This is a genomic window from Geminocystis sp. NIES-3708, from assembly GCF_001548095.1.
Taxonomy (GTDB): Bacteria; Cyanobacteriota; Cyanobacteriia; order Cyanobacteriales; family Cyanobacteriaceae; genus Geminocystis.
Map to the genome: position 1 here is coordinate 929,517 of NZ_AP014815.1, position 14,518 is coordinate 944,034.

Annotated in this window: 13 protein-coding genes; 4 read left to right on the forward strand and 9 right to left on the reverse strand. The window is 32.2% G+C overall.

Features of this window, described 5'->3' with window-relative positions:
• Positions 1-22 precede the first annotated feature (22 nt).
• The 3 genes from GM3708_RS04070 to GM3708_RS04080 all read right to left on the reverse strand — a co-directional run bounded on the left by GM3708_RS04070 (position 23) and on the right by GM3708_RS04080 (position 3,717).
• Complete coding sequence (locus tag GM3708_RS04070; protein ID WP_066344331.1) at positions 23-1,513, reverse strand: UDP-N-acetylmuramoyl-L-alanyl-D-glutamate--2,6-diaminopimelate ligase; 1,491 nt, start codon at positions 1,511-1,513, stop codon at positions 23-25.
• A gap of 165 nt (positions 1,514-1,678) precedes the next feature.
• A complete protein-coding gene (locus GM3708_RS04075) occupies positions 1,679-1,930 on the reverse strand; it encodes a glutaredoxin family protein (protein ID WP_066344332.1) in 252 nt (83 codons plus the stop codon).
• Between the two features lie 26 nt (positions 1,931-1,956).
• Positions 1,957-3,717 carry a pseudouridine synthase gene (locus GM3708_RS04080; protein ID WP_066344334.1) on the reverse strand — a complete coding sequence of 587 codons (1,761 nt, stop codon included), beginning with the start codon at positions 3,715-3,717 and terminating at the stop codon, positions 1,957-1,959.
• Positions 3,718-3,768: 51 nt separating this feature from the next.
• Between GM3708_RS04080 and GM3708_RS04085 the strand changes: the two genes are divergently transcribed.
• Positions 3,769-4,152: a DUF423 domain-containing protein gene (locus tag GM3708_RS04085; RefSeq protein ID WP_066344339.1), complete on the forward strand. Its 384-nt coding sequence runs from the start codon at positions 3,769-3,771 to the stop codon at positions 4,150-4,152.
• Between the two features lie 124 nt (positions 4,153-4,276).
• Here the strand turns inward: GM3708_RS04085 and GM3708_RS04090 are convergent, their stop codons facing one another.
• The 4 genes from GM3708_RS04090 to def form a co-directional block, all read right to left on the reverse strand.
• Positions 4,277-5,059, reverse strand: coding sequence for a cytochrome b/b6 domain-containing protein (locus tag GM3708_RS04090; protein WP_066344340.1), 783 nt, complete (start codon positions 5,057-5,059; stop codon positions 4,277-4,279).
• 140 nt (positions 5,060-5,199) lie between these two features.
• Positions 5,200-5,673 carry a low molecular weight protein-tyrosine-phosphatase gene (locus tag GM3708_RS04095; protein WP_066344341.1) on the reverse strand — a complete coding sequence of 158 codons (474 nt, stop codon included), beginning with the start codon at positions 5,671-5,673 and terminating at the stop codon, positions 5,200-5,202.
• A 48-nt stretch (positions 5,674-5,721) separates the two neighbouring features.
• The gene (locus GM3708_RS04100) at positions 5,722-6,069 is read right to left on the reverse strand and encodes a YbaB/EbfC family nucleoid-associated protein (RefSeq protein ID WP_066344342.1); all 348 of its coding nucleotides are present in this window, start codon (positions 6,067-6,069) and stop codon (positions 5,722-5,724) included.
• Positions 6,070-6,190: 121 nt separating this feature from the next.
• On the reverse strand, positions 6,191-6,760 hold the full coding sequence (gene def, locus GM3708_RS04105; RefSeq protein WP_066344344.1) for a peptide deformylase: 570 nt from the start codon (positions 6,758-6,760) through the stop codon (positions 6,191-6,193).
• A gap of 216 nt (positions 6,761-6,976) precedes the next feature.
• On the opposite strand from def, the gene GM3708_RS04110 reads away from it, so the two are divergent.
• Positions 6,977-9,325, forward strand: a complete 2,349-nt coding sequence (locus GM3708_RS04110; protein ID WP_066344345.1) for a DUF3488 and DUF4129 domain-containing transglutaminase family protein — start codon at positions 6,977-6,979, stop codon at positions 9,323-9,325.
• Between the two features lie 229 nt (positions 9,326-9,554).
• On the opposite strand, the gene GM3708_RS04115 is transcribed toward GM3708_RS04110, so the two are convergent.
• Together GM3708_RS04115 and GM3708_RS04120 are read right to left on the reverse strand one after the other, a co-directional pair.
• Positions 9,555-10,361: a DUF3747 domain-containing protein gene (locus tag GM3708_RS04115; protein ID WP_066344347.1), complete on the reverse strand. Its 807-nt coding sequence runs from the start codon at positions 10,359-10,361 to the stop codon at positions 9,555-9,557.
• A 577-nt stretch (positions 10,362-10,938) separates the two neighbouring features.
• On the reverse strand, positions 10,939-11,454 hold the full coding sequence (locus tag GM3708_RS04120; RefSeq protein ID WP_066344348.1) for a YqeG family HAD IIIA-type phosphatase: 516 nt from the start codon (positions 11,452-11,454) through the stop codon (positions 10,939-10,941).
• A 192-nt stretch (positions 11,455-11,646) separates the two neighbouring features.
• Between GM3708_RS04120 and lepB the strand changes: the two genes are divergently transcribed.
• Positions 11,647-12,264: a signal peptidase I gene (lepB, locus tag GM3708_RS04125; protein ID WP_066344349.1), complete on the forward strand. Its 618-nt coding sequence runs from the start codon at positions 11,647-11,649 to the stop codon at positions 12,262-12,264.
• Positions 12,265-12,417: 153 nt separating this feature from the next.
• Entirely contained in the window at positions 12,418-14,445 is a 2,028-nt protein-coding gene (locus tag GM3708_RS04130; protein WP_066344352.1) for a DICT sensory domain-containing protein, read from the forward strand.
• Positions 14,446-14,518: the final 73 nt, after the last annotated feature.

Sequence of the window (14,518 nt, forward strand, 5' to 3'; positions counted from 1 at the left end):
GTTAATTGTTAATTGTTAATTATTAATTATTAATTGATTCTAAAACTTTTTTAGCTTCTTCTCTATCATCAAAGTGGATTTTTTCCGTACCCAAAATTTGGTAGTCTTCATGACCTTTCCCTGCAATCAAGACACCATCTCCACTGTTTGCCATTTCGATAGCTATTTTGATGGCTAAAGCTCGATCTCCTTCGACAATGGGTTTAATATGATTAGGAATACCCATGAGAATATCTTGCAAAATTTGTTCTGGGTTTTCCGTGCGAGGATTATCGGAGGTAATGACTACAAAATCTGCTAGATTTGCCGCTATTTTACCCATGATAGGACGTTTTGTGCGATCTCGATCCCCTCCACATCCAAAGACACAAATCATCTTACCAGCAATAAATGGACGGGCAGCTTTAAGTAAATTTTCTAAACTATCAGGAGTGTGAGCATAGTCAACGATTACATTTATATCTTGAATATCACTGACGGTGACTCTTTCCATACGCCCTGGCACACCATTAAAATGAGGAAGACTTTGAGCAATAATATCTAAACTTACTCCTAATTGTAAAACCGCTCCAACACTGGCTAAGAGGTTAGATAAATTAAATTGTCCCACCAAAGGAGAAGAAAATTCTATGTTGCCTTGAGGTGTGTGTAATAAGCCACTTACCCCTGTAGCTTTATAAGTCAAATTGCTGGTATATAGATCAGCTTGATTATTATTAACGCTATAGCTCCAAATTTGTCCAGCATTAAGGTTATTTATTAATTTTTGACCATAAAAGTCATCATAGTTAATAATCGCTTTCCCGTGTAAATATTCAGGGCTAAAGAGTAATGCCTTAGCGGAAAAATAATCATCCATGTCTTTGTGATAATCAAGATGATCTTGGGTTAAATTGGTGAAGACAGCCACATCAAAATTACACCCTCTAATTCTTTTTTGGGCTAAAGCATGAGAGCTTACTTCCATAACTGCATAATTATTTCCTGCCTTTACCGCTTCAGCTAGTTGTGCCTGTAAATCAATGGCAAAAGGGGTTGTATGAGTTGCTATTTTTTGATAACCCTGCCAACGGGCGTATAAAGTGCCGAATAAAGCAGTAGATTTTTGAGCTTGATGAAGGAAAAATTCAATTAAATGAGTGGTAGTAGTTTTACCATTTGTGCCTGTAACCCCTATCATGTTTAACTGTTGAGTGGGATAGCCATAAAATTTACTGGCAATATCAGCACAAAGACTAACAATATTACCGCTAATAATAACGCAATCTTCAGGATTTGGAGGAATTTTACTAGCTACTTCAGGACTGATTATAGCGGCGATCGCCCCTTCTCGTAAAGCACTTTGCCAAAATTCACCACCATCAACCCTTGTGCCAGGCATCCCGATAAAAACATCACCCTGAGTGGAAGCATGGGAATTGGTAGTTATACCTTTTATTTCTGCTTTTAGGTTAGGATGTTCAGGAATATAGCTAATATGAGCTAAATTTGATAATAATTGACTTAATTTCATAAAATTCACTCCTCAATTTATAGTTTAATAGTTCTTATTTTTGGCAACTTTTTGACAATGGGGTTAGAGAGATTTTTGATTTAAGGTTTTTAATTGTTAATTATCATTTGTTATTTGTCATTGGAAATTTACCATTACCTATTGTTAATTGCTAATTGTTAATTATCAAAGTTTTTGTAAAATTTTTGTCAATTGTATCACTGAAATTCGAGGAGAGGGGCGAGGGATTAATTTTTCTCCTTCTTCCGTTGCCAAAAACATTACTGGAATTTCGTATTGATACATTTCCCACCATTGCTTATTAGTATTAATATCCCTAATTTCAATTTCTAACTCAATCTCAGTAATAGCCCTTAATTTTTCTTCTAATCCTTCGCATAAATGGCATTCAGGCTTACCATAAAGAATAATTTTCATAGCTAAATAAATGGTTTAAGTTAATTTTAAAAAGGAGTTGGTGCTTGTAAATGTATCATTTTTTGTTGTTGAGGATGGATAAATTTAATTTCACGGGCATGAAGATGCAATCTTAAACTATTATCCTTAGATTTTCCATAAAAGTGATCGCCTTTGATAGCTACGCCTAAACCTTCGGCACAATGGACTCTTAGCTGATGAGTTCTACCCGTGATAGGCTTTAACTGTAATCGTGTTTCTTCGTTTTCTATCCCCATCACTTGAAAATGAGTAACGCTCGGTTTTCCATCGTCATAATTTACCTCTTGTCTTGGTCGTGTTAAAGGATTTGACCATAAAGGCAAGTTAATTATGCCCTGTGATGAAGAAATTAGACCATCTGTTACTGCTTCATAAACTTTTTTAACCTGTCTTTGAGCAAATTGTTGAGATAAATGGAGATAACTTTCTTTAGTTTTTGCCAAAATTAATATGCCTGAAGTATCTTGATCTAATCTATGTACTGTGGTAATATCATAATTACGATTATCCCTAAAAATCTGTTTAAAACGAATAAGAACACTGTCAAAATTTTTGCTTCCTCTACCTGACACTGATAGCAAACCACTGGGTTTATTTACCACTAATAACCACTCATCTTCATAAATAATGGGAATAGATTCTTGAGTATCAATAGCTTCAACCCTAGGCAAACCAGATAACAGAAAACCCATTAATGGTTGACATCTTTCTTCACAAGCAGGGTAGAAATAACCTTCAATTTTTTCGCCATTGGGAGAGTTTTCCCCCCACCAAACTTCAGCCATAGCAAGGGGTTGTAGATTATTCGTTGCCGCATAGTGAAGTAATTTAGGAGTGCAACAGTCTCCCGTACCAGTAGGAATAAATGTTTTATCTAATAATTTACCGATACTTAAACTATCACCCATGAAATTGGTAATTGTATAAGCAGTTTGCATTTGTGCCTGTAATTGTTTTGATAATTCTTTTCGTTGTTGTTTTAGTTGTTTAATTTTAAGATTAGCTTGATTAATTACCTCTTCTAAGGGTTTTATTTTTTCTTGCCATTGATGTTTTAAATTTCGTCTTTGCCAATCATCTTTCCGACTTTCTTGCTGTAAATTATAAAGTTTTTTATTAATATCAAATTCTAATAGTAATCCATAAGAAAATCTTGTTTGATTATTATTGAGTGAGAATGTTAATAAAAATATTGAGGCTATAGCTATTACAAGATATGAATTATTAAAAGTATCAGTATATAAAATTCGTTTCTTATCTCTAATTTCTTTTCTTTGATGATGAATAGCTTTTAATTCCCGCCATTGATTTTCGTATTCTATTTTCAGTTGCTTATATTCTTCCCTAATAATGAGATTTTCAAGGGCAAGTATTTCATTTTTAATTTCATCTAATTGTTTAAGGGTAAAATTTTCTGCTAAGGCAATAACAGAGTTACTAGAAATTTGTGATACCCAACCGTTAACTTCTTTTTTACCGTTTAATAATCCCGAAAAGGCTTTGATTACTCCTAGTTTTTCTTGACTATTTTTGACTATCAAAATTCCTAGCATTTTTCCTTTGACAGTAGAAAAGTTCGCTTCTTTTAATTGACGACATAAACTTAAAGCAATTTTTTCTGCTAAAATTGTGCGAGGTAATTTCAGGTTAACTTCTGTTTTAGGGCAAATTCCTTGATAATAATAGGTAATAATCTCTTTTTCTTCTATGTCTGCCGATGAGACAAAATCTGTTAAGGGATGCAATAATTTATCTAAATAACTCAAAACAATTAATATTTTTTCTCAAATTAACCTATTTATGGTGATTTTATGTCGATGAATAACTTATTTTTAGCCATTGCGTCAATTTTAGCTGGTTTAGCTGTTATTGGTGGTGCTTTTGCCTCCCATAGTTTAAAGAATATTTTAACAGATTATGCTTTATCGATTTGGGAAACTGGCATTAAATATCAAATGTATCATAGTCTAGGTTTGTTTCTTGTCGCTATTTTAATGAAAAGTCAGGAAATATCTTCGATTTGGTTAAATACGGCTGGTTTTGCTTTTATAATCGGAATTATTTTATTTTCTGGTAGTTTATATCTTTTGAGCTTCACAGAAATTAAATGGTTAGGTGCAATTACTCCTTTAGGGGGAGTTGCCTTTATTCTTGGTTGGGGATGCTTGGCTTTTTTTGCCTTTAGTTTTAATGAAAAATAATTAATTAAACAACTTTTGGGAAGTCAGCTAATAGGCAATAGTGATAATAATTAATTATTTATAAATAAGAATTGATTTTCAATTTCTTTTTTTGCTAGATATTTATTGATATGGATAAGGCAAATTATTTAAAAGCAGAAATTAACCACGCACTAATAATTATCAGTAAAAGAAAAATTTCTAATAGTTTAAAATGAGTCGGTAATTTTTGCCATTCTTCCCTGATGATTTTTCCCCAGTTTTTCGTTAGATTTTCCGTCAGTAATTTTATAACATGATTGTGACTCGCTTCGTGTTCCATAGAAGTAGAATTATCATTGTGAATCTTACTATAATTCAAAAAAAATAAAGTATCTTTGTCACTCGCACTATAATTCATTATCATCGATAAAATTAAGGGATAACCTCCTATTTTGACACTCATGAGAATATGTAAGGCGATATTAAAAACGATTATCAACCATGATATTAAATGTAAAGTGTACCAAATATGATTTAATTCTCCTCTCGGTAGCCATTCTTCATCCATCATTTTGCCAGTAAATAAAGCAAAAGTTAACACAAAAATAATAGAAGTATTGATATAGCGATGAAGAGTGTACCACCATATCGGTTTATTGATTAATTTTAGTTGATTGAAACTATTCGATTGAATTAGTTTTTTTTCTCCTCGATGAATGACATAAATCACAAAAAAAGGAAATATTAATAAAGAGAATAAGCCAAAAGTACCATGAATTCCTTCGATTTCTTGCCAATCAGGAAGAAATATTTTCCCCCAACGTCCATCATAAGTATTATAAGTCCAAAAAGCAGTGATTATTGCCAGAATAACAAATAATCCCTGAAAATTATGAGTGATTCTTAATAATAATGGTTGATAAGGAAATGATGGTTTTTTTGACATTTTTTTCTAAGAAATATGGACAATTTTTACTTAAAATAAAAGAAAAAAAGTAGCATTATTGGTGAAATGTTTAATTCTAAGATGAAGAGATAATTAATTAGTTTTTTTATCCCTGATTATACTAACTATCAGTTTTTAATTTAATTTTTTTGACAATATTCTAACAATCCTTGACAGGAATCTAATAATAAATCAATAACGTAGTCAAAACCAGATTCTCCCCCATAATAAGGATCAGGTACTTCTTTATCTTTAAATTTTGTGGTAAAATCACACATTAATTTGATTTTGTCTCGATATTTTCTGGTACTATCAAGTGCTAAAATATCAACATAATTAGACTTATCCATCGCTAAAATTAAGTCATAATATTCTAGATCAAAATCTTCTATTTGTCTAGCTTTTCCTTTTAATTCTATACCTCTTTTTTGGGCAGCCATTCTCATTCTTGTATCTGGAGATGCACCAATATGATATTTGGATGTACCGGCAGAATCGCACTCAAATTTATCCGTCAAACCTTCTTTTTCGATTAAATAATTCATAATATTTTCCGCAGAAGGTGATCGGCAAATATTACCTAAACAAACAAAAAGTAACTTAGTTTTTCCCATATCAAAATTATTTTATTTTATCTATTACTTATTACTTATTACTTATTTTTACATTCCGGGTAAACCTAAATTACCAGTTAAGGCTTCCATTTTTTCCCGCATAATTTCTGTAGATTTTTGGTGTGCATCTTTAAAGGCTTCTGTTACAATTTCAGATAATTCAGTGGCAGTTTTAGTTAAGGCTTCATCTTTGATTTCCACAGATTGAGGCTCTTGATTACCAGTCACAGTCACTACAACTAAACCATCAGCACTTTGCCCTTCAATGCGTAAGGTTTCTAATTCTTCTTGAAGTTTTTTTGCATCATCTTGAATTTGTTGGGCTTTTTGAAAGGCATTGGCTAATTCTTTCATTTTACCTAAACCGAAACCAAATCCTTTTCCTTGATTAGTCATCTTTTTTGTAGTTAATAGTGAATGAATAATGAATAGTTAATAGGAAATGAATAATAGAAGATAATTTATTTCTACCATTACCTATTGCGTTAATTAATTGTTAATTGTTAATTGTACATTGTTAATTGTTTATTATGGGTTTTACTGCAGAAACGGAAAAACCTTTTTTATTTAATTCTTCCGTTAATGCAAAGTTATTTTGCACTCTATCGACAAATAATACTCCATTGAGATGATCCATTTCATGCTGAATTACTCTGGAGAGTAAACCCATCGTTTTAATTTTCTGTTGTTTTCCATATTCATCTTTATAAATAACTTCGATAGTGCGAGGGCGAGTAACTTCTAAAAAAACTTGAGGAATACTTAAACAACCTTCTTCCATAACGCATAAATCTTTACTGACTCTTTTGATTTCGGGATTAATGAGAATCATGGGAGGATTTGCTTGGTTATCTGGTTGAGTGTCAATGACAATTATTTGTTTATTGATACCGATTTGAGGTGCTGCTAAACCAATGCCATTTTCACTATACATTGTTTGCAACATTTCTTTGGCTAACTGTCGGATACTATCATCTATTTTTGCGACTCTTTTAGCTGGTTGACGTAAAACTTTATCTCCCAAATAGTGCATCTCTAGGGGGGGATTCTCTAATTTTTCTTTTTCTATAATTAGATTTTTAGTCATAATTTCTATTTGATAAATTAATAATAAAATTTTTAATACAATACAGGATGATTGGGGATATTAAAATATTAACTTGATTTTTGTACCGTTTGATCGATTAACATAGCAAATAGCAAACAAACTTTGCGTCTTTCTTTGCGCCTTCGAGCCTTTGCGAGACATTTCTAACACCAAGAAATAAGACAACGCCATTAAAACCAGCGTGAATTAATTATCATGGAAGAATTACGCCAACGCCCGACTATTAAAGATATTATTGAGCAAATAAAATCTTTTCCTCCCCCCAAAACAGAAGAATCAATTTTACTGAGAATCTTAGTGCAAACGATGGTGATTATCGGTATTATTTCTACGGATGTTGCCGCTAGAGGTGAATCGATTATGAGTTTATGGGCGATTCCTTTGAGTATTTTAGGTGCTGTTATTAGTTGGCGAAGACGCAAGAAAAAAAATATTAGTCTTAAATTTGGTTTAGCGATCTCTATGATTGTAACATTAGTGATCTTTTTAGGCAATTTATTAGAAAGTTTATTTGATAATCGGTTAGTGTTGGCAGAATTTTTAGTACAATTACAAGTCTTACACAGCTTTGATTTACCCAGAAGAAAAGACTTAGGTTATTCCATGATTATCGGTTTAATCTTGATAGGGGTATCCGCTACATTATCGCAAACATTAGCTTTTGCACCTTGGTTATTATTGTTTTTATTTATCTCTATTCCCACCATGATATTAGATTATCGCTCCAGAATGGGGTTGGAAACTTGGGAAACAGAATTTAAACAAAATCAAAGGGAAAAAAATCCCCTTAAAAAACAACAATGGCGGCAAAATTCTCCTTTATCAGTCAAAAAATTAACTAGTTTTGTCTTAATCATTATCATTATTGGGCTATCTTTATTCGCTATTATGCCCCGTTATCCTGGTTATCAATTACAAACTTTTCCTGTCAAAGCACCTGATGGATTACAAAAAAGTTTTCAGCCCGGTGACAAAAACAGAGGTATTGTTAGCCCTGGATATAATCGTGATGGTAGTCGTCAAGGTGACGGAGATTTAATTGGTGATGGTGGCAGTGGAGACAATCCGGATAATTCCTATTATGGTTTTAATACCACTATTAATCAAAATTTTTCCGGCAATATCCTCGAAAAGAAAATTTTGTTAAGAATACGTTCTCAAGCTAAAGGTTTTTGGAGAGTGTTAGCTTTTGATCATTATACAGGACTTGGGTGGAAAATTTCCAGAGAAGATAAAACCATTGATCTTAATCGTAATCCTTGGAATTATGTGTTTAATTTGAATATACCTTTTATCAAAGGTGAGACTCGCAGAATTATTCAAACCGTCACAGTGGTTTCCGATTTACCCAATATTGTTCCTGTTTTGAGTAATCCTCAATTTATTTATTTTCCCACCGAACAACTTGCCGTTGATACTGAAGGTAGTTTGCGATCACCTGCTGGATTAATTGAGGGCTTAACTTATACTACCGTATCACAAGTACCCTATCGAAGTCAAACAAATTTAAAACAAGCAGGAAATAATTATCCTGAATCGATAACTAAATATTACTTGGAAATCCCCTCGGAAATAAAAGAGAAAGTTAAACAAAAAGCGGAAGAATTATTAGCAAAATCTCCTAATCAATTAAAATCTAACTATGAAAAAGCTTTATATTTAGCCCAAGCTATTAAACAAAATTATGAAATTCAACCTAATATTCCTTTACTAAAAAAAGGAGAAGACTTAACTTTAGCATTCTTTAAAAATAAAGGAGGTTATCCAGATCACTTTGCTACAGTTTACACGATGATGTTGCGATCACTTGATATTCCTTCTCGTTTAGTTGTTGGTTTTGCCAGTGGACAATTTAACCCTTTTACAGGCTATTATGTGGTACACAACACCGATGCCCATGCCTTAACGGAAGTTTACTTTCCTAACTATGGATGGCATTATTTTGATCCTTTACCCGGTCATGAAATTATACCACCATCCTTTGAAGATGACAATACTTTTGGAGTTTTAGGACAATTATGGAATTGGGTTGCTAGTTGGTTGCCTTCTCCTATTACTGGTTTTATAAAAGCTTTATTTTCTAATATATTGAAGACAATAACGAACCTTTTAGGTGCAAGTTGGATAGTTAAAATTTGGCAATTTTTAACAGGAAGTTTTATTGGTATTTTAATAGGATTTTTAGGGTTAATTATTCTTGCTTTTATTAGTTGGTTAGGGTGGAATTTTATTCAAAAATTACTATATCGTCTGAGATTAGCTAAACTTAATCCCATAGAAAAATTGTATAAAGAAATGTTAGATTTATTAGCAGATAAAGGATATATAAAAAATTCAGCTCAAACTCCTTTAGAATATGCTCATACTTTAACGGAATTTTTAACTATAGAACAACTAGAAATTGTGGTGTTAATTACCGATAGTTATATACAATGGCGTTACGGTAATCTTTCTGTTAATTTAGACTATTTAAAATCACAATTTAGGTTATTAAATAATAGTTTAAATCAGAAGAAAATTAATACTATATCATTTCAAAGATAAAGTTTAATAAAGTATCAAAATATTAGTTATTGTTAAAGATGAATATTGAAATATTTTATTGAAATAAATTTATGAAGATAGTTTATATTATATGAATAATGGTGCTTAGAATGTATATCGAACTAAGGTTCGTTTGTCTTAGGCAGAATTCACGCACACACACATTAGAATTACCTTTCTTGATAAATAAAATATCAATTGACGGTTGTTAATTGTTAATTGTCAATGGTTAACGTTTATTCATTCTTTCAAAACCACTTTGGCTTAAGTTATATTTTGAAGGTTGAGATCTATTAGCTCTAATCATCTCTTTTTTATTAATCACGGAAATATCTTCCGGTTTTAAAATATTTTTTTGTGATTGGATATCTGGAGAAACGATTTCCTGAATTTTTCCTTCCGTGGGCATTTGCGTTGGTGAAGTCACTGAGTTATTCATTTCTTGATTATTGTTAGTATTCATTGAAGGCATCATATTTCCTGCTGTAGCAGAATCATAGCTAAAATATACATGACCTAAAGGTTTTCCTTCATAAGTTCTTTTGGTAAAACGCCATCCAGGATTTAGTTGTATTTTCATTGGTTGCCCATTTAAACCTTGAGCAGTACCTACTACCACAGGAGGTTGATTAATATCTCTGCGATTAATGCCGATTAACATTAAATTACCATCTTTTTCTACTAGGTTAAGCAGAATATCTAAGCCATAATCTTGACCATCAGAACGAATGGAATAACCATTGGCATCAGTACTACGACGACAATGACCGCTAAAATCAAAGTTAAGTAACAATAAGTCCACATTGACAGGATTTGAACCGCCTTCACTCCAACAACTATTTTTTCCAGCTATTTGCTCAATGACGATTAAATTATATTTATTTTCTCCGTAGGGTTGTGCCACCGCAATAAATTCATTTTGATTTACTTCTGTTTCTTGGAAAGTAACGGCTTTGGCTGGGTTGAAGGGTAAAAAGGTAGATAATGCAATTAAACTTAAAACTGATAATTTCGTTGACAATAATGATTTAATCATAGTTATTATTAAGATTTGATCTTGGTTACAGTTAATGTTTTTGTATTTTACATAAATAATTAACTAGATGCCTTTCAGGGATTTATAGAATTTCCCTTATAGAAAGTTATATCATTTGACTCCTCTGTTATAAACCAAGTTCCGAAAATTTGTTTTTGATTTATCTCACGTTACTAAATTTTGCCGTCGTTAACTATAAAATACTCGTGTAAAATTGATTGTATAGAGTGTAGATAATGGGTAATGGTTTTATTCTTTTAAAGGAGTGCATAAAATTAATTGTGACTTTTATTTTCTCAAAAACTTGTTAAAAATGGGTTTAAACTCATTGCCTCACCGATAAACTTTTTCAGCAATCCATATTTATAAATTTAGAGACACCTCAAGCAGTTTTACAGCTATAGATGTCTCCAGGTTTTATATTAACTTATTTATGCTTAAGGTCTTTATATAAGCTGACCTCAATTTATCTTGAAAATTATAGTCTCACATTTTTTAAGTTATATTTATTTTCTTAATCTTTTCTTTAGATTTTATTAATGAGTATCACAAAATATTAAAAAATGTTAATTTAGTCTTAACTTTTGTAAACAGAAACACCTAGTTTTTGTGATAACCATACTTCAAAATTGCGTATCGATAAAGATTTTCTTTTTTCAAGTTCCACCATTGGCTCAACTAAAATGGTAAACATCCCTAAACGATTACCTGCTAAAACATCAGTAAATAAACGATCGCCTACCATCGCAACTTGTTCGACGGGATGATTCATCGCTTCAACTGCTTGGCGAAGTTTGCGACGAGATGGTTTAGCCGCACCAAAAATAAAGGGTAAATCTAAACTAGAGGCGATGGCGCTAATCCGATTTTGACTAAGATTATTACTAACTAACCATAAATCGGTAATTTGACGCATCAGAGTAACCCATTCCATTAATTCCGAAGATAGCTCTTTTTCATTCCAAGGTACAAGGGTTTCATCAACATCTAGCACTAATCCTTTGAGATTATGTTTTTGAATCAAGGTAGGACTAAGATGAATAACAATATCCCCTAAAACTAAATCAGGTTGTAAAATTTTTGCTCTGGACATAATTTAAGATAATTGATAATGAAGAGAATTCATAATAAGTAAAAGAATCGAACGACTAACAGTGTCAAGTCATCGTTAATTACCATTAATCCATTGTTCATTGTTCATTGTTCATTGTCAATTGTGAACACCCTCAGAGGTCAAAAGTTTAAGTTAAACTAAATAAGCAGAAATTAATGTAAAAAAACAACTATGAGTGAAAATTTACCAAAAAAACCATCGCCAGATATTCTTACTCAAGAAGAAAATCCTTGGGTAGAAATATTAAAAACTATTGGTTTGGCGGCAGTTTTATCCTTTGGTATTCGTACTTTTGTCGCTGAGGCTCGATATATTCCTTCGTCTTCTATGGAACCTACTTTACTAATAAATGATCGCTTAATTATTGAAAAAATGAGTTATCGTTTTCATGAACCACAAAGAGGCGATGTAGTTGTTTTTAACGCTACAGAAGCATTACAAAGAGAGAACTTAAAAGATGCTTTTATTAAAAGAATTATCGGCTTACCTGGTGATGAAGTCAAAGTTCGTCATGGAGAAGTTATCGTCAACAATCAAGTATTAAAAGAAGCATATATCAAAGAAGCTCCTCAATATGATTATGGACCGGTAATTGTGCCTGAAGATCAGTATTTAGTGTTGGGAGATAACCGTAATAACAGCTATGATTCTCATTTTTGGGGATTTGTCCCACGAGAAAAATTTATTGGTCGTGCGTCTATCCGTTTTTGGCCTCCTGGGCGAATGGGCTTTATTGACGAAAAACCAGCTTATGCGGACACTCCAAAAAAAGAAAACAAGGAAAATTAATTGTTAATTATTTTATCTATTTTGGATAGCTAATGACGAATTAATGTACGATAGAATTTTATGTCATTATCTATGACTAACTGATAAAGGTTAATATCAATGATCTTTATTCACATCAGAAATTGAAGCTGAAAGCAACATTAAGCATACTCGATGAGTAATCCTAATTCTGTCGTTACTGAGCTATTAAACTCCTTTCCTCAAGGTTGTACTCAAATGTATTTTAAATCTTCTTTAACGGCTCTTTCTCATGCGATGGAAGATCAAGTTTTAGCTAGTGATGAACAGCCTTTAATTATTGCTAGTTTTCAAAAAGAAAAATTTTATCGTCAAGAAGCTCATCGTTATGGGCGTATTGGTAAAATCTCACCCCATGTTTATGTTTTGGCAGCTCCAGAAACAGAATTTAGTAGTACTACTGATGTTTATGAAAAGGTTGCTTTTACAGAAGATGATGCTTTAAGTCATGAATGGCATTTAGTGGTAATTGCTAAAAATTATGCTAATTGTTTAATTTGTCGTGAAAAAACTCATTTACCAAAAACAAGTACTTCAGAGACTGCCATGGATAATAGTCGTCGCTTTGAGGGTATTTGGACTTTCGATCGCCAAATTAGTGCAAAAGCGGCAGAAATTTTGTTAAAGCGGATTGCTGGTTATCGTCCAGAATTAAAAAAGAAAATTAATCAAGAGTTAAAACTATATTGTCAACAAGGAAAAAAATCTTCCAAATCTTTACAATTAGATACGCTTGATTCTCCGATGATAAATCCTGATCCTTTTGTACAAAGATTAGTGACATATTTACAAGCTGGACAGTACAAACTTATTAAAGCAAATCGTTTTTTGAGTACGAAAGAGAAAAAAGAACGTTTACTTAATTCTGTGACGGGAGCAATACGAAGATCTCTCAATCCTCATGAAATATTACAAGTAGCTGTAGATAAACTAGGAGAAGGCTTAGGGGTTTGTCGTTGTTTGATTTATCGTTGTCAGGAAACAGATTTTAGTGCAACAATTCATCATGAGTTTTTAAGCGAAAAAATTAAATCTATTAAAGGAAAAACTTGGCCTCTTAAAGATAATCCTTTATTTCAGGAAATATTGCAAATTAGAGAATCTATTGGTATTGATGATGTAACTATTGATCCTCGTATTCAAGATCAACAGTCTCAATTATCCCAGTTAATCCACAGTTGTTCAATCATATCTTGGTTGATAGTGCCAATACTTTATCAAGGAAAATTATTAGGGATAATGGAGTTACACCATTGTGATTCTATTCCTATCACTTGGAAACCTGAAGATATTGCTTTAGTTGATGCTATCGCTACTCAAGTTGGTGTTGCTTTAATTCAAGCAGAATCTTATGCTAATTTAGAGAATCTTAACGAACAATTAGAAGCTTTAGATCGTACTCGTTCAAACTTGGTAGCTATTACAGGCCATGAATTGCGTACTCCTTTATCAACCATTCAGGTATGTTTAGAAAGTTTAGCCAATGAGCCAGATATGTCGGAGGAATTACGCCAAGTCATGTTAAGCACAGCCTTACATGATGCTGAAAGAATGCGTAAATTAGTCCAAGATTTTCTTACTCTTTCTCAACTCGAAGGGGGCACCGTAGAATGGAATCCTGAACCTTTATCCTTAGAAGAATGTATTGATCTATCATTATCTCATATTCGTTCTCGTCAAGATCAAAGTGGGATACCAACAATTAAAAACTTAGTAGTGCATGAGTTACCTTTAGTACAAGCCGATGGAGAATGGCTAGTAGAAGTATTAAGTAAATTATTAGATAATGCTTGTAAATTTACCGATGGTAATGGAACAATTACTATTCAAGTACAAGAAATAGAAGGAGATACCGATACCTTAGAAGTAACAATATCAGATAATGGTAGAGGTATTGAACCAGATAGATTAGATCAGGTGTTTGACCGATTTTATCAAGAAGAAGGAGCTTTAAGACGTTCAGCTGGTGGCACTGGATTAGGGTTAGCTATTTGTCGGCAAATAGTAAAAAATTGGGGCGGAAAAATTTGGGCAGAATCTGTTGGTAAAAATCTTGGCAGTAAATTTCATTTCACCGTGCCAAAATTTAACAATACAATTTCAACAAATTCTCAAACAATTAAAAAAAATCGTCGGCAATCATCACAAGATAGCTTGAAATAAGTTCGACAGAACAAAGATAAAGACAAGAGACAAGTACAAGTGGAAAAAGAAAAAATATTTTAGTCAACTCATT